The 25087-nt window shown below is 60.5% G+C and carries 23 protein-coding genes; 9 read left to right on the forward strand and 14 right to left on the reverse strand.

Annotated features, from left to right (window positions below):
* Window positions 1–47: 47 nt before the first annotated feature.
* A complete protein-coding gene (locus tag BM110_RS25915) occupies window positions 48–839 on the reverse strand; it encodes a crotonase/enoyl-CoA hydratase family protein (RefSeq protein ID WP_071488514.1) in 792 nt (263 codons plus the stop codon).
* A 423-nt stretch (window positions 840–1262) separates the two neighbouring features.
* Here BM110_RS25915 and BM110_RS25920 point away from each other — a divergent pair, with 423 nt between their 5' ends.
* Window positions 1263–2936: a DEAD/DEAH box helicase gene (locus BM110_RS25920; protein WP_058427958.1), complete on the forward strand. Its 1674-nt coding sequence runs from the start codon at window positions 1263–1265 to the stop codon at window positions 2934–2936.
* 75 nt (window positions 2937–3011) lie between these two features.
* Here BM110_RS25920 and BM110_RS25925 read toward each other — a convergent pair whose 3' ends face one another.
* Window positions 3012–3779, reverse strand: coding sequence for a DODA-type extradiol aromatic ring-opening family dioxygenase (locus tag BM110_RS25925; RefSeq protein ID WP_092247717.1), 768 nt, complete (start codon window positions 3777–3779; stop codon window positions 3012–3014).
* Between the two features lie 103 nt (window positions 3780–3882).
* Between BM110_RS25925 and BM110_RS25930 the strand changes: the two genes are divergently transcribed.
* Window positions 3883–4539 carry a thiopurine S-methyltransferase gene (locus BM110_RS25930; RefSeq protein ID WP_093123289.1) on the forward strand — a complete coding sequence of 219 codons (657 nt, stop codon included), beginning with the start codon at window positions 3883–3885 and terminating at the stop codon, window positions 4537–4539.
* A gap of 141 nt (window positions 4540–4680) precedes the next feature.
* Here BM110_RS25930 and htpX read toward each other — a convergent pair whose 3' ends face one another.
* Window positions 4681–5568, reverse strand: coding sequence for a protease HtpX (gene htpX, locus BM110_RS25935; protein ID WP_058427954.1), 888 nt, complete (start codon window positions 5566–5568; stop codon window positions 4681–4683).
* A gap of 303 nt (window positions 5569–5871) precedes the next feature.
* Window positions 5872–7083 (reverse strand): pyridoxal phosphate-dependent aminotransferase, encoded by a 1212-nt coding sequence (locus BM110_RS25940; RefSeq protein WP_016978462.1) that lies wholly within the window; start codon window positions 7081–7083, stop codon window positions 5872–5874.
* Window positions 7084–7285: 202 nt separating this feature from the next.
* On the opposite strand from BM110_RS25940, the gene msrB reads away from it, so the two are divergent.
* From msrB to BM110_RS25955, 3 genes are all read left to right on the forward strand, one after another.
* The gene (gene msrB / locus BM110_RS25945; RefSeq protein WP_071488511.1) at window positions 7286–7678 is read left to right on the forward strand and encodes a peptide-methionine (R)-S-oxide reductase MsrB; all 393 of its coding nucleotides are present in this window, start codon (window positions 7286–7288) and stop codon (window positions 7676–7678) included.
* A gap of 151 nt (window positions 7679–7829) precedes the next feature.
* Window positions 7830–8315, forward strand: coding sequence for a glutathione peroxidase (locus BM110_RS25950; RefSeq protein WP_058427952.1), 486 nt, complete (start codon window positions 7830–7832; stop codon window positions 8313–8315).
* Window positions 8312–8791, forward strand: coding sequence for a MarR family winged helix-turn-helix transcriptional regulator (locus tag BM110_RS25955; RefSeq protein WP_092247723.1), 480 nt, complete (start codon window positions 8312–8314; stop codon window positions 8789–8791). The genes BM110_RS25950 and BM110_RS25955 overlap by 4 nt, the downstream gene beginning before the upstream one ends.
* Here BM110_RS25955 and BM110_RS25960 read toward each other — a convergent pair.
* On the reverse strand, window positions 8745–11054 hold the full coding sequence (locus tag BM110_RS25960) for a hybrid sensor histidine kinase/response regulator (protein ID WP_071488508.1): 2310 nt from the start codon (window positions 11052–11054) through the stop codon (window positions 8745–8747). The genes BM110_RS25955 and BM110_RS25960 overlap by 47 nt on opposite strands.
* 163 nt (window positions 11055–11217) lie before the next feature.
* Here BM110_RS25960 and BM110_RS25965 point away from each other — a divergent pair, with 163 nt between their 5' ends.
* Complete coding sequence (locus tag BM110_RS25965; protein WP_071488507.1) at window positions 11218–12108, forward strand: ATP-binding protein; 891 nt, start codon at window positions 11218–11220, stop codon at window positions 12106–12108.
* A complete protein-coding gene (locus BM110_RS25970) occupies window positions 12105–12587 on the forward strand; it encodes a GAF domain-containing protein (RefSeq protein ID WP_092247726.1) in 483 nt (160 codons plus the stop codon). The genes BM110_RS25965 and BM110_RS25970 overlap by 4 nt, the downstream gene beginning before the upstream one ends.
* A 24-nt stretch (window positions 12588–12611) precedes the next feature.
* Here BM110_RS25970 and BM110_RS25975 read toward each other — a convergent pair whose 3' ends face one another.
* From BM110_RS25975 to BM110_RS26010, 8 genes are all read right to left on the reverse strand, one after another.
* Complete coding sequence (locus BM110_RS25975) at window positions 12612–16247, reverse strand: transporter substrate-binding domain-containing protein (RefSeq protein WP_093123274.1); 3636 nt, start codon at window positions 16245–16247, stop codon at window positions 12612–12614.
* Between the two features lie 8 nt (window positions 16248–16255).
* Window positions 16256–16882, reverse strand: coding sequence for a response regulator transcription factor (locus tag BM110_RS25980; RefSeq protein ID WP_092247732.1), 627 nt, complete (start codon window positions 16880–16882; stop codon window positions 16256–16258).
* Window positions 16883–17132: 250 nt separating this feature from the next.
* The gene (locus BM110_RS25985) at window positions 17133–17534 is read right to left on the reverse strand and encodes a response regulator (RefSeq protein ID WP_093123269.1); all 402 of its coding nucleotides are present in this window, start codon (window positions 17532–17534) and stop codon (window positions 17133–17135) included.
* Window positions 17535–17705: 171 nt separating this feature from the next.
* Window positions 17706–19037 carry a deoxyguanosinetriphosphate triphosphohydrolase gene (locus BM110_RS25990; protein WP_058427944.1) on the reverse strand — a complete coding sequence of 444 codons (1332 nt, stop codon included), beginning with the start codon at window positions 19035–19037 and terminating at the stop codon, window positions 17706–17708.
* A 71-nt stretch (window positions 19038–19108) separates the two neighbouring features.
* Window positions 19109–20272: an EAL domain-containing protein gene (locus BM110_RS25995; RefSeq protein ID WP_071488502.1), complete on the reverse strand. Its 1164-nt coding sequence runs from the start codon at window positions 20270–20272 to the stop codon at window positions 19109–19111.
* A gap of 93 nt (window positions 20273–20365) precedes the next feature.
* Entirely contained in the window at window positions 20366–20707 is a 342-nt protein-coding gene (locus tag BM110_RS26000) for a hypothetical protein (protein WP_092247738.1), read from the reverse strand.
* Window positions 20704–21087, reverse strand: coding sequence for a phage holin family protein (locus tag BM110_RS26005; protein WP_012723020.1), 384 nt, complete (start codon window positions 21085–21087; stop codon window positions 20704–20706). Before BM110_RS26005 ends, BM110_RS26000 begins: the two co-directional genes overlap by 4 nt.
* Before the next feature lie 2 nt (window positions 21088–21089).
* Window positions 21090–21404: an ElaB/YgaM/YqjD family protein gene (locus BM110_RS26010; protein ID WP_012723021.1), complete on the reverse strand. Its 315-nt coding sequence runs from the start codon at window positions 21402–21404 to the stop codon at window positions 21090–21092.
* A 346-nt stretch (window positions 21405–21750) separates the two neighbouring features.
* Between BM110_RS26010 and BM110_RS26020 the strand changes: the two genes are divergently transcribed.
* A complete protein-coding gene (locus tag BM110_RS26020; protein ID WP_071488501.1) occupies window positions 21751–22959 on the forward strand; it encodes an ammonium transporter in 1209 nt (402 codons plus the stop codon).
* Here the strand turns inward: BM110_RS26020 and BM110_RS26025 are convergent.
* Window positions 22946–24670: a cation:proton antiporter gene (locus tag BM110_RS26025; protein ID WP_083351560.1), complete on the reverse strand. Its 1725-nt coding sequence runs from the start codon at window positions 24668–24670 to the stop codon at window positions 22946–22948. The genes BM110_RS26020 and BM110_RS26025 overlap by 14 nt on opposite strands.
* A gap of 155 nt (window positions 24671–24825) precedes the next feature.
* On the opposite strand from BM110_RS26025, the gene BM110_RS26030 reads away from it, so the two are divergent.
* Window positions 24826–25062, forward strand: coding sequence for a glutaredoxin family protein (locus BM110_RS26030; RefSeq protein WP_058427940.1), 237 nt, complete (start codon window positions 24826–24828; stop codon window positions 25060–25062).
* Window positions 25063–25087: the final 25 nt, after the last annotated feature.

Genomic DNA, 25087 nt, shown 5'->3' on the forward strand with positions numbered 1-25087 from the left:
CCCTGTGGGAGCGGGCTTGCCCGCGAAGAGGCCATCACTGACGACGACTAAATACCTTTGAACACCCCTGGCCGCTTCTCCACCATCGCCAGCACCCCTTCCTTGGCATCCTCACTGTTGAGCAATTTGTCCACCATCGGCGGCAACGCCTCAGCCGCCACGGCTTCGCCTTCCATGCGCGCCAGCCGTGCCGACATCAACGTGGCCTGCACGCCCAGCGGTGCCTGGCGCGCAATGCGGTTGGCCAGTTCGACGGCGCGGGGCAGCAAGTCCTCGCTGGCCATCACTTCCTGCACCAGGCCCAGGCGCAGGGCTTCATGGGCATCGAATTCGTCGCCGGTGAGCAGCCAGCGCATCGCGTTGCCCCAGCCGGCGATCTGATGAAGGCGCAGTGTCGCGCCGCCGAACGGAAAGATCCCACGCTGCACTTCCATCTGCGCAAAGCGCGTGTTGCTCGCGCACAAGTTGATATCGGCGGCCAGCATCAATTCGATACCGATGGTCAGACAGTAGCCCTGGGCTGCGACGATCACCGGTTTGCTCACGCGCGGGCCGGCAAATACGCCCCACGGATCACAACCGCCCAGAGGCGGCTGCCAGCCACCGGCCATTACGCCGCTGACATTGGCCAGGTCCAGCCCGGCGGTAAAGTGGTCGCCATGGGCAAACACCACGGCCACCCGAGCGTCATCATTTCGATCAAATTCGCCATACGCCAGGCTCAGCTCATTGAGCAGGTCGAGGTCGAACGCGTTGCGTTTGGCCACCCGGTCCAGACCCAAAAGCAAGACATGACCCTGGAGTTCACGGCTGACGCGGCTGCTGCTGGCTTGATTCATCGGGTGTGCCCTCGGGCGCGGGGAAAGGTTTCGGACCAAAGGGCCGCAACGCTCAGGTGAACCGTTTAAGCGTTATGACCAGCAGGGCCGGGCCTCTGGAAAATAGACCCTGCCGGCGTTATCTGCAAAGACTGTGACACAGCGCGGTTTATCGGTACATGGCGATAAAAAAAGCTCCCTTTTTCAGCTATTTCCGGTATAGTGCGCGCCGGCCTTTAACCGGGCCGCGTTTAGGTAGCGCAATTCCCCGAAGTCAGCTTCGGCTGCACGTCCGCACAGCGGACTCTCCCTTGACGAATCTTTTTCATTCATTCGTTTTCGCAAATCCCCGCCGACAAAGCAGCCAGGGCGACTCTTGAGTCTCAACACGGCATGCGCAGCTTTGGAGCATGGGTCTTTGCGGATGCACTTAGAGGCAGACCCATGACCCAGGAAACCGGCGGCTTCGCCGCTTTTAATCTCAACCCGAATATTCTTGCAGCCGTCGCAGCGACCGGCTACGAAGAGCCTTCGGCGATTCAGCAGCAATCGATCCCGATCATCATGGCCGGCCAGGACATGATTGGCCAGGCGCAAACCGGTACCGGTAAAACCGCCGCGTTCGCCCTGCCTATCCTGCACTGCATCGATCCTGCCAAGCGCGAACCGCAAGCCCTGATCCTGGCGCCAACTCGTGAGTTGGCGCTGCAAGTAGCAACCGCTTTTGAAACCTACGCCAAGCAAATGCCAGGCGTAACCGTTGTGGCCGTTTACGGCGGCGCGCCTATGGGCCCGCAACTCAAGGCAATCCGCAATGGCGCACAGATCGTTGTCGCCACCCCGGGCCGCCTGTGCGACCACCTGCGTCGTGACGAGAAAGTCCTGTCGACCGTGAACCACCTGGTTCTGGACGAAGCTGACGAAATGTTGAAGCTGGGCTTCATGGATGACCTGGAAGTCATCTTCAAGGCACTGCCACCAACCCGTCAGACCGTACTGTTCTCGGCCACCCTGCCACAGTCGATCCGTGCCATTGCCGAACGCCACCTGCGCGATCCGCAACACGTGAAGATCCAGACCAAGACCCAGACCGTTACCGCGATCGAACAGGCTCACCTGTTGGTTCACGCTGACCAGAAGACCTCGGCTGTATTGAGCCTGCTGGAAGTCGAAGACTTCGACGCCCTGATCATGTTCGTGCGCACCAAGCAAGCGACCCTGGACTTGGCCAGTGCACTGGAAGCCAAAGGCTACAAAGCCGCTGCGCTGAACGGTGACATCGCCCAGAACCAGCGTGAGCGCGTGATCGACTCCCTCAAGGATGGCCGCCTGGACATCGTTGTAGCGACCGACGTTGCTGCCCGTGGCCTCGACGTTCCACGTATCACCCACGTGTTCAACGTTGACATGCCGTACGACCCGGAGTCCTACGTGCACCGTATCGGCCGTACTGGCCGTGCCGGTCGCGAAGGTCGTGCACTGCTGCTGGTGACGCCGCGTGAGCGCCGCATGCTGCAAGTGATCGAGCGTGTGACCGGTCAGAAAGTCGCTGAAGTGCGCCTGCCGGATGCCCAGGCAGTCCTCGATGCCCGCATCAAGAAACTGACCAACAGCCTGGCACCACTGGTGGCTGACGCTGAATCGACCCACGGCGACCTGCTGGACCGCCTGACCGCCGACATCGGTTGCACCCCGCGTGCCCTGGCTGCAGCCCTGCTGCGCAAGGCAACCAACGGTCAAGCCCTGACCCTGGCGGCCATCGAGAAAGAACGTCCACTGGTGCCGAACAGCGCACCGCGCGGTGATCGTCCGGAGCGTTCCGGCGACCGTCCAGACCGTGGTGATCGTGAGCGTCGCGCTCCGGTTCCATTGGCTGAAGGCCGTGCGCGTTGCCGTACCGCGCTGGGCGCGCGTGATGGCATCGCTGCCAAGAACCTGCTGGGCGCTATCCTCAATGAGGGTGGTCTGGCACGTGAAGCCATCGGTCGCATCCAGGTCCGTGACAGCTTCTCCCTGGTGGAACTGCCGGAAGACGGTCTGGAAAAACTGCTGACCAAGCTCAAAGACACTCGCGTTGCCGGTAAGCAGCTCAAACTGCGTCGCTACCGCGAAGATTGATCCGCCCTTGGGCTGATTGATCGCACATAAAAAATCCCCGACTGGTTCGGGGATTTTTTTTGCCTGAAATTTACTTTAGCCGAAGCGGTAGATGTCCATCCCCAGCGCGCCCATGGTGAATCCCTGGTGCGCCACGCTGAATTCGCCACCGGCGCCACGGGCAAAGTACAGGGGCAGCAAGTGTTCATCACTGGGGTGGCTACGCACGGCATTCGGTGCCTGGCGGCGATAGTCGTGCAGCGCGGTTTCATCGTTGGCTGCCAGCTTGTCCACCACCCAGTCCCGGAAATTCCGCGCCCATGGCTCGATGCTCTCCGGGCCTGCATGCCAATCCAACTCGCCCAGGTTGTGGGTGATGCTGCCGGAGCCGATCAACAACACGCCTTGCTCACGCAGGCCCGCAAGAGCATGCCCGACGCGGGTCTGCAGGGCTGGGCCCATGCGGCTCGGCAAAGACACCTGCACCACCGGGATATCCGCCGCCGGGTACATCAGCGACAGCGGGACCCAGGTGCCATGGTCAAAGGGGCGACGGTCATCGATGCGCGCATTCAGGCCATCGGCGTGCAGCAGCTCGACAATCTTGCCGGCCAACTGCGGGTCGCCCGGGGCCGGGTATTGCACGGCAAACAGCTCGCGGGGAAAGCCGCCGAAGTCATGCCAGGTTTCCGGCGCGGCGCTGCCGCTGACCAGAAGTTCAGGGCTTTCCCAGTGCGCCGACACCACCACGATGGCCTTCGGTCGGGGCAGCTCGGCCGCTAGCTGTTGCAGCGCCGGGCCGCTGGCGCCGGGTTGCAGGGCGAGCATGGGCGACCCGTGGGAGATAAACAGGCTGGGCAACATAAGGAGGGTCCTGAGCGTTAACATGGGCCCATCTTCAATCAGATCATTGATCTAAATCTAATATAAGTTTTAGTGCCTTTTGATCGAATTTTCGGGGTGATCTATGGAGCCTAAATTTTGGCAGGACCGCTGGGCAAGCAACCAGATCGGCTTTCACCTACCCAAGGTCAATCCGTATCTACAACGACATTGGCCGCAACTGGGCCTGGCCGAGGGCGCGCAGGTGTTGGTGCCCTTGTGTGGCAAAAGCCTGGACTTGATGTGGCTGGCCAGCCAGGGGCTGCGAGTATTGGGTGTGGAGCTGTCGGAGCAGGCGGTCGAGGCGTTTTTCGACGAACAGGACCTTGTGCCCCGTATCACGCAACGGGGCACCTTTGCGGTGTATCAGGCGGGCTTGATCGAGGTGTGGTGTGGCGACTTCTTCACCCTTGATGCTGAGGCGCTGGCCGATTGCGCTGCGCTTTATGACCGCGCCGCCCTCATCGCCTTGCCGCCGCTGATGCGTGTGCGGTATGCCGAGCATCTGAACAGTCTGTTGCGTCCAGGTTGCGAGGGGCTGTTGATCACCCTCGATTACGACCAGACGCAAAAAGCCGGACCACCGTTTGCAGTAACGGATGACGAGGTGAAGGTGTTGCTGGGTGCGCACTGGGCCTTGGAGGTGCTGGAAGAACAAGACATCCTGGGCGAGAGCTGGAAGTTCGTGCAGGACGGCGTCACGCGGCTGGATGAACGGGTGTATCAGTTGACCAGGCGCTGAATTTTCCATCGCTATCGGGGGCAAGCCCCCTCCCACATTTTGATCTGTGAAAACCTTTAAGTGTGGGAGGGGGCTTGCCCCCGATGAGGCCTTCAGACCTGCAAAAAAGGGCGATCAGATCGCCCTTTTTTGTGTTGCCTGTCAGCCCCGACGACGCAACGCGTCGATCCGCTCTTCCAGCGGCGGGTGGCTCATGAACAGGCGAGCCATGCCTTGCTTGATACCGCCGTTGATGCCGAAGGCGGTCAGGCTGTCCGGCATATGCACCGGCAGGCCTTGTTCGGAACGCAGGTGTTGCAGCGCTGCGATCATTGCCCCTGTACCGGCCAGGCGTGCACCGGCTTCGTCTGCACGGAACTCCCGTTTGCGCGAAAACCACATGGTGATTGCGCTGGCCAGGAAACCCAGCACCAGCTCGGCAAAGATGGTCGCCACGAAGTAGGCAATGCCGCGGCCGCCTTCGTTCTTGAAGATCACCTTGTCGACAAAGTTGCCGATGATCCGCGCGAAGAACATCACGAAGGTGTTCACCACACCCTGGACCAGCGCCAGGGTGACCATGTCGCCATTGGCTACGTGGCCGATTTCGTGGGCCAGCACGGCTTTCACTTCGTCGTAGGAGAAGCGTTCCAGCATGCCCTGGCTGACTGCAACGAGTGCGTCGTTCTTGTTCCAGCCGGTGGCAAAGGCGTTGGCTTCATAGGCCGGGAAGATCCCGACTTCAGGCATCTTGATGCCGGCCTCGCGGGACAACTCCTCGACGGTCTGCAGCAACCATTGCTCATGCCGGGTACGTGGCTGGGTGATGACCTGGGTGCTGGTGCTCATCTTCGCCATCCACTTGGAGATGAACAGCGAGAACAGCGAGCCGGCGAAACCAAAGACCGCACAGAAAACCAGCAGCTGATTGAGGTTCAGGTCAACCCCGTTGGCCGCCATGAACCCGTTGAAGCCGAAAAGGCTCAAGGTGATGCTGGCAATCAGCACGACCGCAAGGTTAGTGGCCAAGAACAGCAGGATGCGCATCATGGTTGTAGAGTTCTCCTCATGCTTAATATGTCGCGTACTGCGGGGTATATAAGGTGCCGCATAGGGTGATTCAACCGAGCGACTATTTCAAACTGTGTCCTACAGCCGGAATGTAGAGGCTTGAAGGGAATTTCCGACGGGGAAAAGATCGTTCGATTGGTTCATCGTTGCCTTGAAGCCCTTTGATTTAGGGGGCGAGTGGTTTTTGCGGCGTCGGTGAAGTGGCAGGGCAGGGGAGAGGAAGAGAAGTGTTGCCAGATACTCGCCGTACGACCGATTGTCGGTCGTACGGCGCCGTTTCTCTTACTGGCGATAGGACTTGAGGAAGTTGCCGATACGACCGATGGCCATGTCCAGGTCATCCACGCGCGGCAACGTCACCACACGGAAGTGATCCGGCCACGGCCAGTTGAACGCGGTGCCTTGCACCACCAGCAGTTTTTCCGACAGCAACAGGTCGAGCACGAACTTTTCGTCGTTGAGGATCGGGCATACCTTTGGGTCGATCCGCGGGAACGCGTACAACGCCCCCATGGGTTTCACGCAACTGACGCCCGGGATTGCATTGAGCAGTTCCCAAGTACGGTTGCGCTGCTCCAGCAGGCGGCCTTGGGGCAATACCAGATCATTGATGCTCTGGTAGCCGCCCAGGGCGGTCTGGATGGCGTGCTGGCTCGGCACGTTGGCACACAGGCGCATGTTGGCCAGCATGTCGATGCCTTCGATATAACTCTGGGCGTTGTGCTTGGGACCAGAGATGGCGATCCAGCCGGAACGGAAACCCGCCACGCGGTAAGACTTGGACAGGCCGTTGAAGGTCAGGCACAGCAGGTCTGGCGCCAGGGAGGCGGTGCACACGTGTACGGCGTCATCGTAGAGGATCTTGTCGTAGATCTCGTCGGAGAACACCACCAGGTTGTGCTGGCGTGCCAGTTCGAGCATGCCCAGCAGCACTTCCTTGGAATACACGGCGCCGGTCGGGTTGTTCGGGTTGATGATCACCAGGGCCTTGGTGTTCGGGGTGATCTTGGCCTTGATGTCGGCCAGGTCCGGGAACCAGTCGGCGCCTTCGTCACACAGGTAGTGCACCGGGTGGCCACCGGCCAGGGTCACGGCGGCGGTCCACAATGGGTAGTCCGGCGCCGGTACCAGTACTTCGTCGCCATTGTTGAGCAGGGCCTGCATGGACATCACGATCAGCTCGGACACGCCATTGCCCAGGTAGATGTCTTCGATGCCGACACCTTCGACCTGCTTCTGCTGGTAGTACTGCATCACGGCCTTGCGCGCACTGAACAGGCCTTTGGAGTCGCTGTAGCCCTGGGCGGTGGGCAGGTTGCGGATCACGTCCTGGAGGATTTCGTCCGGCGCTTCGAAACCAAAGGGCGCCGGGTTGCCAATGTTCAGCTTGAGGATGCGATGGCCTTCCTCTTCCAGGCGTTTGGCGTGCTTGAGCACTGGGCCGCGAATGTCGTAGCAGACGTTGGCGAGCTTGTTCGATTTGCTGACCTGCATGGCGATGTGATCCTGAAAATGAACGATCCAGACGGTGTGGGCACTACCGTACTGTGAATCCTGCGAAGGCCGCACCCATAAATACGTTTGAATGCCGGTAGCGCGGGTGCCAGACTGGCGTTTTGAAGAGGCGCAATCATACGTGCCGCCTGATCCATGGAAAAGACACAGATCAGGCTTTTTCAGTTGCCGAGGTGTACCGATGGAAAAGTTGGATAAAACGCTGGAGGAATGGCGGGAGATGCTCGACCCCGCGCAATATCAGGTCTGTCGACTGAAGGGCACTGAGCGCCCGTTCTCCGGCAAGTACAACGCCACCACCACGGATGGCGTGTACCACTGCATTTGCTGCAACGAACCGCTGTTCGATTCCAGCACCAAGTTCGATGCGGGCTGTGGCTGGCCTAGCTTCTACGAGCCGATTGCCGAGAGCGCGATGATCGAGATCCGCGACGTCAGCCACGGCATGATCCGCACCGAAGTTACCTGCGCCAAATGCGATGCGCACCTGGGGCATGTGTTCCCGGACGGCCCGCCGCCGACCGGCTTGCGTTACTGCATCAACTCGGTGTGCCTGGACCTCGTTCCGCGTTGAATTGAACCGCGCTGCACCCTGCAGGAGCCCGGCAAGACGGGCTCCTGCAAGGGAGGGGTAATAGCGAGGTATCAATTTCGCCAATTAAATTGCACGCAATTTAATTGGCGACTATCTTTTTCCTTCTTTCCCCGCTATCCGAGGCACTGCCATGAGCAACAACCTGCTGAGTATTCCTTGCACCACCATCAAGGGTGAGCAAAAGACCTTGGCCGATTTCGCCGGCAAGGCCATCCTCGTGGTCAACACCGCCAGCAAGTGCGGCTTCACCCCGCAGTACAAAGGCCTGGAGCAACTCTGGCAGCAGTACAAGGACCAGGGTTTGGTGGTATTGGGTTTTCCTTGCAACCAGTTCGGCAAGCAAGAGCCCGGTAACGAAGGCGCGATTTCCGAATTCTGCGAGCTGAATTTTGGTGTCAGCTTCCCGCTGTTCAAAAAGATCGACGTGAATGGCAGCGACGCCCACCCTTTGTTCGTACAGCTGAAAAAGCAGGCACCGGGTCTGCTGGGTTCCAAGGGGATCAAGTGGAACTTCACCAAGTTCCTGATCGGTCGTGACGGCCAGGTGGTCAAGCGTTTTGCCCCGACCACCAAGCCCCAGGACCTCACCCAAGAGATCGAAGCCCTGCTCAAATGACTGTCTCCCTGGCGCTCGACCATCAACTGTGTTTCAAGCTCTACGCAGCTTCCCGGGCGGTGACCCGAGCCTACAAGCCGATGCTCGATCAACTGGGCCTGACCTACCCGCAGTACCTGGTGATGCTGGTGCTATGGGAGTGGCACGCCGCAACGCCGGCGCTACCCACGGTCAAGGCCTTGGGCGAGCGCCTGATGCTCGACTCTGGCACGCTCACGCCACTGCTCAAGCGCCTTGAGCAGCTTGGCTGGGTCAGGCGTCAACGCAGCGCCAGGGATGAGCGCGAAGTGCACCTGAGCCTGAGCGAAAGCGGTGTGCAATTGCGCGACCAGGCCCATGGCCTGAAAACCCGGCTGCTGTGCGACAGCGGCATCGACCTGAACCAGGCCGACACGTTGCGCGATGGCCTGGACCAGTTGCTCCGGCAGATCAAAGACTTGTCGCCTTCGGCACCCATAGATCCAGCAAGCCGCTGAGCTCCTCGCGGCGAAATGGCTTGGCCAGGTAGTCATTCATGCCTGCAGCCCGGCAACGCTCGCGTTCTTCCGACAGGGCGTTGGCGGTCAGTGCGACAATCGGCAGGTCCGGCCAGCGCCCGCTGCGACGGATCTGTCGGCTGGCCTCGTAACCATCCATCACTGGCATATTGCAGTCCATCAGCACCATGTCGAAGGGTTGTTCCTCAAGAAACCTGAGTGCTTCGCCACCGTGGGCGGCCACGATCACCTCACACCCCAGTTTGCTGAGCATGCCCTTGGCCACCAGTTGGTTGACCGGGTTGTCCTCCACCAGCAGGATGCGCGCCCGGTGCATCAGCGGCGCGGCGTCCATCTGGATCGGGTCGAGGATCAGTTGCGCTTCGCTGCGCAGGTTGCGTTGCAGGATCTGATACAGCGCGTTGCGGCTCAATGGGCGCGCCTGTTGCTGCAACGGCGCCAGTGCCGCGACTTCTTCGCTGGGCATGAAATTGCCATAGGCGGTCACCAGCAGGATCGGCGCGCTAATGGCGGGGCGCAGGCGGAACAGGCATTCGGGGCAGTCGGTGATCAGCAGGTCCGGGGCTTGTCCGCTCAAGTCATCGTCTTGCGTGTAGCAGTGCGGTGTCAGCCCCCAGTGGGGCAGCAGGGTGGTGAGCAGCTCTGTGAGGCCACTGCCGGCACTGGTAATGGCGATGACTTCCCCCTTGAGCGGTGTCGGTTGCACCGCAGGCAAATGGGTCGGCAATGGCAGGTCGGCGCAGAACTGGCTGCCGAAGCCCACCTCCGAGCTGATGCTCAAGCGGCCCTGCATCGCTTCACACAGGTTGTGCGTCAACGCCAGGCCCAGGCCCGTGCCGCCAAACTGGCGGGTGATGCCGGCGCCGGCCTGGGTGAAGGGTTGGAAGATCTTCACCTGAGCTTCCTGCGCAATGCCGATGCCGGTATCACACACCTCGATGCGTACCCGGCCCTCCTGCGCGCTGAGGCGAACATCCACACGGCCGAAGCGGGTGAATTTCAAGGCGTTGGACAGCAGGTTACTGACGATTTGCCGCACGCGGGTCGGGTCGCCCAAGACCTGGGCGGGAAACTGCGGGTCGATCAGGCAGGTCAGTTCGACGCTCGGCGCCGCGTTCTGCGACAACAGGTTGGCGGTGTCTTCCACCAGTGAGCCCAAATCGAACGGGATGCGCTCCAGCTCCAACTGGCCGGCGTCGAACTTGGAGAGGTCGAGGATATCGTTGAGCAGCTCCACCAGCACTTTGCCAGAGTCATGGGCAATGGACAGTTGCTGGCGTTGCTCGGCGTTGAGTGGGCTGTCCAGCGACAGCGCGATCATCCCCAGCAGGCCATTGAGCGGGGTGCGAATCTCATGGCTCATGTTGGCCAGGAAGGCCGCCCGCGCCTGGGCCATGCCCAGTGCATGCATCTTTGCGGCTTCCAGTTCGTCGTTGGACTGGCTCAGTCGCTGGTTGCTGGCCTTGAGCTCCAGGGTGCGGGCAGAGACGATATCTTCCAGTTGCCCCAGGTATTCGGTCAGCCGATCTTCAGCGTGACGGCGTTGCTGGATCTCTGTCTCCATGTTTTCGAACTGCTGGTTGGCGACGTTCACGAGCACGCCGATTTCGTCGTGCTCGTGGCCCGGTGGGCAGTCCAGGCGGGCCTGCCGGCGATTGCTCAGCTCGCGGATAATGCGCACCAGAGGCTGGGTCAACATCACGTAGAACAAGCCCAGCAGGATGCCGGTCAGCAACAGGCTGCGGGCGAAGCCGTTGAGTAGCGTGATCTCGGCACGGCGCAGAAAGCGGCTGCCAAAGGCGTAGGTATCCACATCCAGGCGCAGCACGCCAAGGGATTCGTTGGGCATGTGGCTGAGGAACAGGCGGTCCTCAAACTGACGGTTGGCACCGAACAGGAAGTCGCTGATAGGGCGGTAGGTGCTTTCTTTGCGCGGTCGGTCGACATCGGCCAGCACCACGCCGTTGTTGTCGATCAACTGGGCGTGAACGATGGCGGGGGAGTGCAAAAGGCCCAGGGTCAGTTCCTGGGCCAGTTCGGCGTCGATGTTGTAGGCGATGCGTGACGCGGGGTTGTGGCTGATTTCGATCAGCGAGCGAATTTCACGGTTGATGGATGCGTCTTCGCTGGCATAATCAATACCGATCTGGATCAGGCTGAGCAAGGTTCCCAAGACGAAACCGACCAGCACAGTCAATCTGGCTTGTTTATAAGACAAGCGGTGGGCGAACTTGATATCCATCGAGTGTTGAACCACTTCACGTTTCCCTTCGCCCGGCAAGCATAGCTGAACATCCACAAGCTCTGGCTTACCCGGCATGAATCGTTTTTTACGCAGCCTCGTGCGGTCTGCCGCAGGGTTGCCAATACGCCATCTTTTGCAAGAACTTGCCAGAGGAATAATCGTGGACTCTCGATTGAATGCCTTTCTTGAACGGGCTGAAACCGTGCTCGCCCGCCTGGAGCCATTGTTGCCCGCGCCGCGCCAGGCCATCGATTGGAACCAGTGCCTGGCGGCGCGCTGGCAGCGCGAAGGCCGCAGTGGTTTCCTGTTGCCGCTGGACGTGAGCCTGGACATGCGCCTGTCCGACCTGATTGGCGTGGACAAGCAACGTGAAACACTGGCGCGCAATACCCAGCAATTTATCGATGGCCTGCCCGCCAACCATGCACTGCTGTGGGGTTCGCGCGGCACGGGTAAATCGTCCATGGTGCGCGCGTTGCTGGCCCAGCACGCCAAGGCGGGCCTGCGCCTGATCGAAATCGAGCGTGATCATCTCGCTGATCTGCCGCGTGTGGTCGAGCAACTGATCAAGTTGCCGCAGCGCTTTATCCTGTTCTGTGATGACCTGTCGTTCGAGGCCGGCGAAGGCGATTACCGCGTGCTGAAAAGCGTGCTGGACGGCTCCCTCGAACAGGCTCCGGAAAACGTACTGCTGTACGCGACTTCCAACCGCCGTCACCTGGTCCCGGAGAACCAAAGCGACAATGACAACTGGAAACGCGTGGATGGCGAGTTGCACCCCAGCGAAGCGGTGGAAGACAAAATTGCCTTGTCCGACCGTTTTGGCCTGTGGCTGTCGTTCTATCCGTTTACCCAGGAGCATTTCCTGGATGTGGTGGAGCACTGGATCGGCGAGCTGGCGAGCAAGGCTGGTTTGCAATGGCAGCGCGATGAAGCCCTCGACATCCTCGCCGTGCGCTGGGCGACCGGACGCGGTAACCGCAACGGCCGTTGCGCGTACCAATTTGCCCGTTACTGGGTAGGCCTTAAATTGTTGGAGCTTCAACCATGATCAATCTACACAGCGCTGGCACCGACCTGGATGGCTATCCGATGCTCTGCGCGCAACTGGAGTCGCTGCTGGCCGATGAGCGCGACTTCATCGCCAACAGTGCGCAGTTTTCTGCGTTTCTGTTCAATCAGCTGGGCGACTTGAACTGGGCCGGCTTCTATCTCAACCGCAACGAAGAACTGGTGCTCGGACCGTTCCAGGGCCAGATCGCCTGTGTGCGCATTCCCTTCGGTCGCGGGGTCTGCGGGGCGGCGGCCGTAACGCGGCAAACCCAGCGGGTGGAGGATGTGCATGCGTTTCCCGGGCACATTGCATGCGACAGCGCATCGAACAGTGAGCTGGTGGTGCCTTTGGTCAAGGACGGCAAGCTGGTTGGCGTTCTTGACCTCGACAGCCCGTCGCTTGCACGCTTTACGCTCCAGGACCAGGCGGGCATTGAACAGCTGGCGGCGATTTTCCTGCGTCTGACCGACTGCTGATCACGCAAGGGGCAGCAATGCCCCTTACTGACCCTCTAGGCTGTGGAGCTGCACTTGCAGCAACCTTTCCAGTTCCAACATGAACTTTTCCAGGGTTTTCGCACCCGCCTCGATTAACGTCCAGTCATCGCCACGGGCACACGCCTGTTCGAGGGCTTCACACTGCCCGGCCAATGAGGCCGCCTGAACAATACGGGCTGCACCCTTGATCTTGTGGGCCTGCTCAATGATCTCCTGAAGCGGGGCGTGTGCGGTTATCAGTGCGGTCAGTGCCTGGCGATCGTTCCGGCTGCTGCTCAACAGCTCCTCCAGCAGTCGCCTATTCAGCTGTGGGTCGCCGCCGGTCAAGGCCTCGAAGTTGCCAAGGTCCAGGTGCAACTCCACTGTTTGAGGGGCGATCTGCGCCAGTTGTCGCTCCAGAGTCGTGAGGCTGATGGGTTTGAACAGGCAATCGTTCATACCGGCCTGAGCACAGCGTTGTTTCTCTTCAGGCTGTGCATTGGCGGTAAACCCAAGCACCACGCACGGTGGCAGTTGCTCGCGCTGTTCGTATTCGCGGATCGAACGACTCAACTCGTAGCCATTCATGATAGGCATGTTGCAGTCGGCGATGACCAGGTCGAAGCGTTCCTGGCGCCAGGCCTGGAAACCGGCTGCGCCATTCTGGGCTGCCGTGAACTGGTGGCCCAGGTAGCCCAGTTGCTGGCACATCAGCAAGCGGTTGGCGGGATGGTCGTCCACCACCAGCACATTGAGTACCGGCGTGGTTGCGGGCTTCTCGGGTTTCTGTTCATCGGCTGCCTGTTCCGGCAGCAGTCGCGGCATTCGCAGGTTGACATGCACCTGGGTGCCCACCATGGGCACGCTGCTCAGGCTCAGTTCTCCCCCCATCATTGCGCACAGGCTGCGGCAGATCACTAGCCCCAGGCCCGCGCCGCTCCTGGCGAGCTGCCCGGAATTGTCGGCCTGGGCAAAGGGTTCGAACAGGCGTTTCTGATCGTCGCGGCTGATACCTATCCCGGTATCCTCCACCACCAGCTTCATCTCGACCTGTTGCGCCAGTTCGGTGCGCAATACTTCGACGCGGATTTTTACCTGGCCACGTTCGGTGAACTTGATGGCATTGCTGATCAGGTTCGACAGCACCTGCTTGAAGCGCAGCGGGTCGATCAGGACTTCGGTGTCGTCCTGGTCGGGCTTGAACTCTAGGGACAGGCTGAGGGTTTTCTGGCGCGCCAGGCCGTCGAAGACACGCACCACCGACTCGATCACCTCGCGCAGGTTGACCCGTTCCGGCGCCAGGCTCAGGCGGCCGGATTCGATACGTGCGATGTCCAGGATATCGCCGATCAGCTCCAGCAGATCCTTGGCCGAGTTGTAGGCAACTTCGATGGCCGGGCGATCCAGGTGGCCATGGTCGGCGCGTTTGAGGGTCAGCTCCAGCATGCCGATCACCGCGTTCATCGGCGTGCGTATTTCATGGCTCATGGTAGCGAGGAAGGTGCTCTTGGCCCGATTGGCTTCGTCGGCGCGCTCTTTGGCCGCGCGGATCTCATCGAACAATTGGCGGCGCTCGCTGATGTCAATCCAGCCACCGATGATTCCCTGCACCTCCCCGGTAGAGTCGCGGTAGGGCAGAATCCAATGATAGATCGTCAGTTTCTTCCCGCGAATATGCAGGGTGCGGTCCAGGATCAGCGGGTTACCTTCGGCCATTACCCGCTGGTAGTCGGCATGGTACTGCTCCGCGTCCGTCTCGAGGGCTTCGCTCATCTGCAGGGCACTTTTGCCGATCACGTCCTCCCGTTTGACTTCGAACACTTGCAGGTAGCTGTCATTGCATGTCTGCAGCAGGCCTTTACGATCGCGCACATAGATGGGGTGCGGGGTTTCATTGACCAGCGCGCGCATGAATTCGAACTGATCGTTGAGGGCACGCTCGGCCATCTTGCGGTGCTTGATCTGACGGCGCATGTAGGCGTTCCAGGCCAGGGAGATCAGCAGTAGCAGCCCGGTGCCGATGATGATACGGGCTATCAGTTGGTGGTAGTTGCGCCAATAACTGTCGGAGGCGGCGGTGTAGCCCCGCCAGCGGCTGTTGATCACCCCCAGTTCATCCGGAGCGATGCTCAACAAGGCCTTGTCGAGAATCGAGCTGAGTTCGGTGGCGCTACGGGATGTGGCCAGGGCAAACGTGGCCGGGAAGGTGCCGATGCTCGTGCTCATCTGCAGCTTGTCCTGGAACACCTGGGACGACAGGAAGTAGTTGGCGACTACCAGGGAGTTCACCGCGCCTTCCACGTGTCCCTGGGCCAACAGTTCCGAAGCCTTGAAGGTGTCGCTGGCTTTGACCAGTTGGACCTGGGGAAAATCGCGACGAAGAATAGCCTCCAGAGGATTGCCTGGCGTGATTGCCAGGCGTTTGCCGGCCATCTGCTCCAGGTTCGAGGGTGCATTGGGTTCTTTGCGTGTCAGCAGGACATAGGAGTTTTCCAGGTAGGGGCGGCTGAAGTTCAGTTGCGCCTCCCGCTCGGCGCTGGGCACGATGGCACCGATGATGTCGGCCTTGCCGGTGTCCACCTGCTCGATCATTGCGTTGACGTCGCGTTCGCGCTGGATCTCGAAGCGCAGCCCGGTGCGCAGGCGGACCAATTCCAGCAGGTCGGCGGTGATGCCGCGGAAGTTGCCATCGGCATCGAAAAAGGTCAGTGGTGCGAAGGTTTCATTCACGACCACCTTGACTACCGGATGGTCTTTCAACCAGCGCTCTTCACGTTGGGTCAGTTGCAGCTTCTGGTCGGACAGCAAGATGTCGCTGCCGGCACTCCAGCGCTTGGCGATCATTTCCCGTTCGTTCATGGGCACGGTGGTCAGAACCGCGTCGACAATACTCAAGAGGGTGCGTTGATGTTGGGACATGGCGAAGCTGAACCCGTAGGCTTCGTGTTTACCGAAGTTGGCCATGCGGATGTTCTTCAGGTAACCCTTGTTGATCATGTAATGGGTGGAAATGGTATCGCCAAGGAAGACGTCTGCCTGGTCGAACGCCACCGCATTCAGGGCATTTTGATAAGAGGGGTAGGCACGGATGATTGCCTTGGGGTACAGCTTTTCCACTTCCGCCAAGGGCAGGTAGTGGTAGACCAGGGCCAGGCGCATGCCGGCCAGGCCATCGTTCAGGCTGCGGGTTTCACCTTCGCGGGTGACCAGCACCGGTTGGTCGACGGCATAGGGTTCGGACAGCGTGAGATTCGGGTTCGCCGCCTCGAAGCCGTTGGAGGAGCCCAGTAAATCGATATCCCCGATTTCGAGCGCACGGATGGCCGCTTCACGGGAAGGGTAGCGCAGTACCTTCACTGGCAAGGCCAGCGCCTTGGCCAACAGGCCGGCGTAATCAGCGGTAAGTCCTTCGTAGTCGCGACCGCTGGACGTGAGGTCGAATGGAGGATAGTCAGGGGCCGCAGTGCCCAACACCAGTTCGCGCTTGTTTTGCAGCCATTGGCGCTGGGTCTTGTTAAGGTTTGTTTCCAGTTGAACGGAGCCTGCACGGCTCAACAAGGTGAAATGTTCCGGGCCCGTTTGATGGTTCGCGAGCACGGCGGTGCTGAAGCACAAACCGGCACTCAATATAATCAGATAGTCCTTTATACGCCTGGGCATCCGCTTTCTCACACTAGCGCGTTTCGTTTTGCCATCTCGATAAGTTCTACCAAGGATTTGGCTTGAAGTTTTTGCATCAGCCTCTTTTTGTAAGTGCTTACTGTTTTGTTGCTCAGAAACATACCTTTTGCAATTTCCTTGTTGGTGCGGCCTTGTGCAAAAAGTTGCAAAACCATAAGTTCGCGGTCGTTGACGTTCTTGAACAGTTCAAGTTCCTGGGACTCGACGCCGTCTGCACCGCTGCTGTTCAGCGCCTGGCTGGGGAAGTAGTTGTAGCCGGACAACACCGCGCGGATGGCACTCAGCAATTCGCTCAGGTCGCCTTCCTTGCACACGTAGCCGTCGGCGCCCGAGCGCATGCAGCGTGTGGCGAACAAGGTGGGGGATTGGGCCGTCAGGATCAGGGTTTTCATCTGCGTGTTCATGGCATTGAACCGGCAGAGCACCTCGAGCCCGTCGAGCTTGGGGATGCTGATATCGAGGATGATGAGGTCAGGCAAGCATTCGCGGACCATTTGTATGGCATCGCATCCGTTGTCTGTTTCTCCCACCACTTTGTAACCTTCGTGTTCCAACAACATTCGGATGGCAAGCCGTATAACCGGGTGGTCATCGATAATAAAAACTGAGTTCATGATCACATTCCGTGCAAGTGCAAATAAAGCGGGCACATTAGCTCAGAAGGGGAGGCAGGAGCATGAGCTCAGGGGGGAGTAGATATAAAACAGGAAAGTTCCTACATTAAAAAAGGTAAATACCTACACGTTGCTCAGGCTGTGCGAAGTGATATGCCTGCGCTTGTGAGGTGAATGAATTAAATGGTGCCGCTATAGAATTAGCTGGCTCGGCACAGAGCTTTTTCTTCGGGCCCTGACGTTTAAAATCCTACATGTGCGATCTGAGTAATGGGCAGATCAAACGTGCCAGCTCATCTTTGTTCAGCGGCTTTGACAAATAGCCGAGCAATGGCAGGCCACGGTCCACCGCTTGGGCGATCAGGGCCGCGAGTTCTGTCGCGGGCAGTCCGCTCAGGAGGATGGCAGTTGTGGTAAAGCGTCGGCGACTGGCGATTTCAATCAGCTCGAGTCCCGGCAGGTCGGGCAGGCATTGATCGCACAGGATGATGTCGAAGGGTATCTCGGCCCGCGACATCAAACAGATAGCCTGTTCGGCGTTCTCGGCCGGGGTTACCCGTGCAAAGCCGAAGCTTCTGAGCAGGCACTGGGTGGCGAGGAGTTGAAAGGGATGATCCTCCACCAGCAGGATACGAAGCGGATAACTGGGCATTGGGGGCACACGGTGAGTCAAGCGTCGATGGAGGGCGCGTAGGAACTGTTCGCCTGGGTCGCCCGGAGCGTGCGTGATTATTCAGCAGGTGCCTGTGCGAATTCGATCAGGCCGCTCTGTTCCCTTCGTAGGTCGATTCCTCTCGGATAACAGGCGGCTTGATCGTACTCGTCATTGGGGACTGGAGCGCCCGGTCATTTCCCGGGCCATTTCGGTGGCATAGCTGTCGGTCATGCCGGCGATGAAGTCGATCATGCGCAGGAACGAGGCGTGCAAAGGCCATTGGGGATTTGGCGCGTTGTTACCCAGCAGGTCGAGAATGCGCCGATTCTTGAACGACGGCGTACGCCCGCCATGCTGCTCCAGGGCTGCGCCGCAAAAGGCGTTCAGCAGAATTTCCAAGGTGGTGTAGGCGCCGATTTCATGCAATGTCTTGCGCTTGTCCTGGAAGATCTTCTTGCGCGCCATGTCCTTGGCGTCCAGCACGCAACGCTTGGCCGGGCCGTGCATGTGCTCCACCAGGTCGCCGGGCAGGGTACCGGCGAGCAAGGCATCCTGTTGTTCGACAAAGGCCCGCGCGGCCGCGTTGGTCAGGTGTTCGATAGCCTTGCCCCGCAGGATCGCCAGCTTGCGCCGCCGGGAGTCCTGCGCGCCGAGTTGGCGATAGGTCTGCGGCAGGTCATCGCCTACCAGGTCCAGCAGCAGCGACTCGACCTCGGTGTACTCCAGCAACTCCATTTCCAGGCCGTCTTCCAGGTCGATCAGGGCGTAGCAGATGTCATCTGCTGCCTCCATCAGATACACCAGCGGATGCCGGGCCCAGCGCTGTTCTTCGAGTTGCGGCAGGCCGAGCTTGTGGGCGATCTGCTCGAGGATCGGCAGTTCGCTCTGGTAACAGCCGAACTTGTGTTTCTTGTAGCCCAGGGAGTCGGCGTGGCGGGCGGTCCAAGGGTATTTCAGGTAAGTGCCCAGGGTGGCGTAGGTCAACCGCGTGCCACCGTCGAACTGGTGATATTCAAGCTGGGTGAGCACGCGGAAGCCTTGGGCGTTGCCTTCGAAATTGAGGAAGTCATTACGCTCGGCGCTGCTCATGTCATCCAGCCAACCGCGGCCTGCGGCCTGCTGGAACCAATGGCGGATGGCGTCTTCGCCGGAGTGCCCGAACGGGGGGTTGCCGATGTCATGGGCCAGGCAGGCCGATTGCACCACCATGCCCAGGTCGCTCGGGTCGCACCAGTCGGGCAGGGCGCTGCGCAACGTTTCGCCGACGCGCATGCCGAGGGAGCGGCCTACGCAGCTCACCTCCAGGGAATGGGTCAGGCGGGTGTGAATGTGGTCGTTGCTGGAGACCGGGTGCACTTGGGTCTTGCGGCCCAGGCGGCGAAATGCGCCAGAGAAGATAATACGGTCATGGTCTTTGTGGAACGGGCTACGGCCCAGTTCTTCCGGGCTGTGCAGCGGTTTGCCTAGACGTTCGCGAGTCAGCAGGGTGGGCCAATCCAAGGCGGGTACTCTCCGTGCGGTGAATGACCCTCCCAGCTTCCCGGTTCAGCGCGGGCTGGGCAAGCGAAAATCTACAGCCCGGCCGCGTCGATATCGATTAACAGCAAACGCTGACCGTTATCAAAGAACTGTCCGGCGGTGAGGCAATACTGGTTGGTGGTCGCGTCGCGGTAGGTCGAGGAGAGGGTCAGACGACGCTCGTCCCACCCTTCGGCCAACAGGTGATAGAAATACGGGCGCCACGACCAGTTATGGCCCAGATAAAGGCTGTCGGCCTGCCAGGCGTCCTGGCGCCATTCGAAATTGGGCGTCAGCTGAGTGCCGTGTCGGTCGCATTGGTAGAAGCGCAGCAGCCAGGGGAACGCCGGCAGTTGGGGCAATTGGCTCAGCGGCGCCTGTGCCTGGGCCCAGGTTTGTAGGATTTTCATCAGCTCGGCCAATTGCTGGCGCAATTGCATGATGCGCCCGCGTTCCGCCAGTTTTTGCTGAACGTAGGCGGTGCGCAACTCTGCAAAACGCGGCACGAAGGCGTCGGCGGCAAACCAGTCCAACTGTGCCTGGGCAAACAGATAGCCCTGCACATAACGCGAGCCGCACTCCAGGGCGAAGCTCAACTGTGCTTCGGTTTCCACGCCTTCGGCAATGATCCAGCAGCCGGTTTTCTCGGCCATCTGCGCCAGCGCCCGCACCACTTCGCTGCTCGGCCCGCCGCGGGCGGCTTCCTGGAACAGGCGCATGTCCAGCTTGAGAATGTCTGGTTGCAATGCCAGCACCCGGTCGAGCTGGGAATAGCCGGCGCCGAAGTCATCGATGGCGATACGCGCACCGGCCTCGCGGTAACGCGCGACCACGTCAGCCAGGCGCTGGATGTCGCCACCCAGTTCGGTGATCTCGAACACGATCCGTCGCGGGTCGACACCATGGCTGTGAATCTGTTTCAGGCTCGGCAGGGCTTGGCCCGGACGCAGGCGGTTGATCCAGCGCGGCGAGATGTTCAGGCTCAGGAACCAGTCGGCGGGTGCTTCATGCAAGCGGCTCAGGGCATTGTCGCGAATCTGCCGATCGAGACGGCGCAAGGTCACGCCTGGGGTGCGCGGGTCGGCGAACAGCGGCCCCACCGATTGCAGGCGCCCGTCGGCCTGGCGCAGGCGGCCGAGGGCCTCGACACCGGCGATGCGGCCGGTGGCGGTATCGATAAAAGGCTGGAAGCAGGCGAGCGGTTGCCCGTCGATCACGGGGCCTCCTTAAGCGAGGTGGCTGAAAAAAGGCCCGGCCCTCGAAAACGAGGGCCGGGCCGATTCTGTTAGCAAGAATGCAGCCAGCCAGGCTCAACTTTTGCGCGAAGTGCCCTGCATGGCCAATTTGATCAGCGGGATCAACCCGGCACCGAGACGCACCAGGCGTGTCAGGCTGCTGATACCGCCGCCCTTGGCACCTTTGCCGGTGAAAAAGCCCATCAGCGTCACCGCAGCCACGCCCCACAGCGGCGCGTGCTTGATGCCAAGGCTGTCCTGCCAGTTACTGCCCAGGTTGCGCACCTTGTTCAACGGCAGCATCAGTTGCTGGGACTCGTGGCGGATTTCCTGACGGTGCATTTCCATGCGCAGCCTGATCAACGCTTTACGCATTTCCCGCCGTGACGTGTTTTTTGGCATTTCAGTCAGGCTCATGGCAGCAGACGCTCCCGGTCATTGGCCAGCTCTTCGAGGGTGGCGTGGAATGGCGTGGATTCATCGAACACCGCCGCTTTCAAGCGTACCCCGCAAAAGGCTGCGGCCAGGCTGTAGAACACGCAGAGGCAGATGATTCCGGTCAGGCGGTAGCCGGTGTCCCAGACCAGGATCATCACCAGTGTCGACAACCCCACCAGCAACAGGAGTGCAAACACCAGCGCCAGGCCGGCAAACAGCAGCAGGCTGACGGTGCGAGCCTTCTGTTCCTGCAATTCGATGCCGAACAACTCGACGTGGCTGTGCAGCAAGCCCAGCACGGCTGCGCCCAGGCGCCTTGAAGTCGTCCCCGTGGACGAGCCGGTTTCGCCGATAGACATGATTAGCGCCTTGTGGCCAGCAGGCCGATCAGAAAGCCCACGCCGGCGGCAATGCCCACCGACTGCCAAGGGTTGGCTTGCACGTAATCTTCAGTCGCAGTGACCGCCGCCTGGCCGCGTTCACGCAGCGAGTCTTCAGTCTGCTTGAGGGTTTCGCGGGCCTGGAGCAGGGTATCGTGGATCTTGGCCCGTAGCTCATCAGCCTGGTCACCGGCGAGCACTTTGGTGTCGTCCAGCAACCTTTCGGTATCAGTCACCAGGGTTTGAAAATCCGCCATCAATATTTCTTGAGCAGTCTTTGCAGTTCTTCTGGCCATGGTTATCTCCGTGATGGGCTGTTTTGTACTTAGTGGTTTCGAGTCACCGGCGTCGGTGAAGGTTCAGTGCAATTGTGTGGTACAGCTTTTGCTTTGCCTTGGTGCGCAGGCCCCGGGGCCTGCGCCGAATCCGGGCGGTGGGGCAGGAAGCCTTGAAAAACCTTACCCTAAATAACTGAAACTCGCGGAAAAACCCTGTCGGCAACGGCCTGTTGTGTTGATCGCTGCGCTAAATCGGTTCATGCCCTCTGCAGAGGGGCGGGACCGGCGGTGCCAATTTAGTGCGCGCAACCCGGGCTTGAACCGCTTTGGTGCTTTTTGCCCTACTGCAGGCCTGCCAACTTCCATGGAAAATGTGCAAAGTGCAGTGGACACGCTTGTCCACAGCTCCAACACCCTGTTTATCCTGATCGGTGCGGTCATGGTCCTGGCCATGCACGCTGGCTTCGCGTTCCTCGAAGTCGGCACGGTGCGCCAGAAGAACCAGGTCAACGCCCTGTCGAAGATCCTCAGCGACTTCGCCATCTCCACCTTGGCCTATTTCTTTATAGGCTATTGGATCTCCTACGGGGTGAGCTTCATGCAACCGGCGGCGGTGATCAGCGCCGACCATGGCTACGGCCTGGTGAAGTTCTTCTTCTTGCTGACCTTCGCGGCAGCAATCCCGGCGATCATTTCCGGGGGGATTGCCGAGCGTGCACGGTTTGCGCCGCAACTCTGCGCAACCGCGTTGATCGTGGCGTTTATCTACCCGTTTTTCGAAGGCGTGGTGTGGAACGGCAATTTCGGCCTGCAGGCTTGGCTGCTCGCAACCTTCGGCGCCAGCTTCCATGATTTCGCCGGCTCCGTGGTGGTCCACGCCATGGGCGGCTGGCTGGCGCTGGCGGCGGTGTTGCTGCTTGGCCCGCGCAACGGGCGCTACCGCGAAGGGCGCCTGGTGGCGTTCGCGCCGTCGAGCATTCCGTTCCTGGCATTGGGGTCGTGGATCCTGATTGTCGGCTGGTTTGGTTTCAACGTGATGAGTGCGCAAACGTTGAATGGCGTCAGTGGCCTGGTGGCGGTCAACTCGCTGATGGCCATGGTTGGCGGCACCGTCGCGGCTTTGATCATCGGCCGCAACGATCCGGGTTTCCTGCATAACGGCCCGCTGGCCGGGCTGGTGGCCATCTGTGCGGGTTCCGACCTGATGCACCCGGTGGGCGCACTGGTCACTGGCGCAGTCGCCGGTGGTTTGTTCGTGTGGTTCTTTATCGCCGCCCAGGATCGCTGGAAGATCGACGACGTGCTGGGCGTGTGGCCGCTGCACGGCCTGTGCGGCGTGTGGGGTGGCATTGCCTGCGGCATCTTCGGCCAGACGGCATTGGGGGGCCTGGGCGGTGTCAGCCTGGTCAGCCAACTGATCGGCACTGCCCTTGGTGTGCTGGTCGCGCTGGTCGGTGGCCTGCTGGTGTACGGCGTGATCAAGCGCGTGCACGGGCTGCGCCTGAGCCAGGAAGAGGAGTATTACGGCGCGGACCTGTCGATCCACAAGATCGGCGCGGTCAGTCAGGATTGATCGGCTCGTCTGCCTGGCGATAAAAACCGTGCAGCAGGCGGTAGCGGTTGTGTCGCACATCGTCAACCCGCGCCTGCACCTGTTGGTCCGGCAGGCCCAGCAGGATCAGGGCGTGGGAGGCGAGCATCAGGCTTGACTCCAACAGTTCGGGCACCACTTCGCTGGCGCCTGCGGCCTTCAGTTCAGCCAGTTGGCTGTCATCGCGGGTGCGCACCAGGATCGGCACTTCGGTGTTGATCCGGCGTGCTTCCTTCAACACCACCAGCGCGACATCGGTGTTGTCCACCGCAATCACCACCAACCGCGCGCGTTCCAGGCCGACCGCACTGAGCAAGGCGCCACGCCGGCAATCACCGTAGTGCACGCTGCTGTCTTCGGTGGCGGCTTCCTGTACCCGTTCCGGGTCGTCATCCAGAGCGATGAATGCCTGTTGTTCCTGGCGCAGAAAGCGCCCGATGGATTGGCCGACGCGACCATAGCCGCAGATCACCGCGTGACCGTGCAGCTCGGCGTTGAGCGCGGTGATGGCTTCCAGTTGTACTTGCTGGTTGGGCTTGCGGTGCAGGCGCAGGGCAATGCCCGGCGCGGCACGCAGCAGCAGCGGCGTCAGTAGCATCGAGCAGAAGGTGGCGGCGAGCAGCAAGCCGTTGAATTCATCCGGGATCAACCGGCTCTGTTGCATCTGTGCCATCAATGCAAAGCAGAACTCGCCGCCCTGGGCCAGCGCCAGGCCGCTGCGCCAGGCGGTTTCGCTGTCGCTGCCGCGCAGCTTGACCAGCGCGGCGACCACACAGCCCTTGACCAGCATCAGGGTGAGGGTCAGGGCGAGGATCAACAGGCTGTGGCTGACGAACAGTTGCAGGTCGATCAGCATACCGATGCTGACGAAAAACAGCCCCAGCAGGATGTCGCGAAACGGACGGATATCTGCCTCGATCTGATGGCGGTAGTGGCTTTCTCCCAACAGCATGCCGGCCAGGAACGCGCCGAGGGCAGGGGAGAGCCCCAGCAGGTGGGTGAGCCAGGCGGTCAGCAACACAATCACCAGCGCCAGCAGTACGAACAACTCGGCCGAATGGGAGGCGGCGACTTCATGAAACAAGCGCGGCAACAACCAGCGACTGGCGAGCAGCAAGCCGACAAACAACACCACGGTCTTGCCCAGGGTCAGTGGCAGCGCCCAGTACCAGGCTTGTTCACCGGTGCCGGCAAACACCGGCACCAGGGTCAGCAACAGCACCGCTACCACATCCTGGAACAGCAACACGCCAATCGCGTTCTGGCCATGGCTGCTGAAGATTTCACCGAGGCTGGTCAACTCCTTGCTGACGATGGCCGTGGATGACAGCGCCAGCCCTGCGCCCAGTAACAACGCGACGCCTGGCGCCACACCCAGGATCATCAACAAGATGCCCAGCAGCGCCCCGCAGCCCAATACCTGCAAACTGCCCAGGCCAAACACCACGCGGCGCAGGGCGAGCATCTTGGTCAGGGAGAACTCCAGGCCCAGGGAGAACAGCAGGAACACCACGCCCAGTTCGGCGAGGTCGGGCAGCTCTTCGCTGTCATTCACCCAGTCCAGCGCGGTGGGGCCTACGGCCAGGCCGACGCAGAGGTAGCCCAGCACCGGCGGCAGCTGCAGCCGGCGAAACAGCGCAATCACCACCAGGGATGAGGCCAGAATGATCAGCAGGTTGGCAAACACACGCATCTCCGTTGCAAGGGGGCAGGCAAAAAGCCGCGAGAATCGCTGAAACAGTTATAGGCCATGGTGACCTGGGTCAGGGTTTTTGGGGGCTGGTTTCTCGCCACAGATTTTCGTCAGGCTTAGAATGTTGGCCTACTTTCTGATCAGGTCCATTCGTCATGCTTCCTGAATGCCAGCTATTCGGCACCCTGGGTTGCCATCTGTGTGAAATCGCCGAAGCCGAAATCATGCCGCTCGTCGAACACGGGTTGTTGGTGGAACTGGTGGATATCGCCGACCCCGACGACCTGACCGAAGCCTACGGCCTGCGGATTCCGGTACTTCGCAGAGTGGACACCGGGGCGGAACTGGATTGGCCATTTGACTCACAACAGGTCGTGGCCTTCCTTCGTTGAGTTTATGCGATGGCAGGTTTCCAAA

The sequence above is a fragment of the Pseudomonas sp. NFPP28 genome (assembly GCF_900115535.1).
Lineage (GTDB): Bacteria > Pseudomonadota > Gammaproteobacteria > Pseudomonadales > Pseudomonadaceae > Aquipseudomonas > Aquipseudomonas extremorientalis.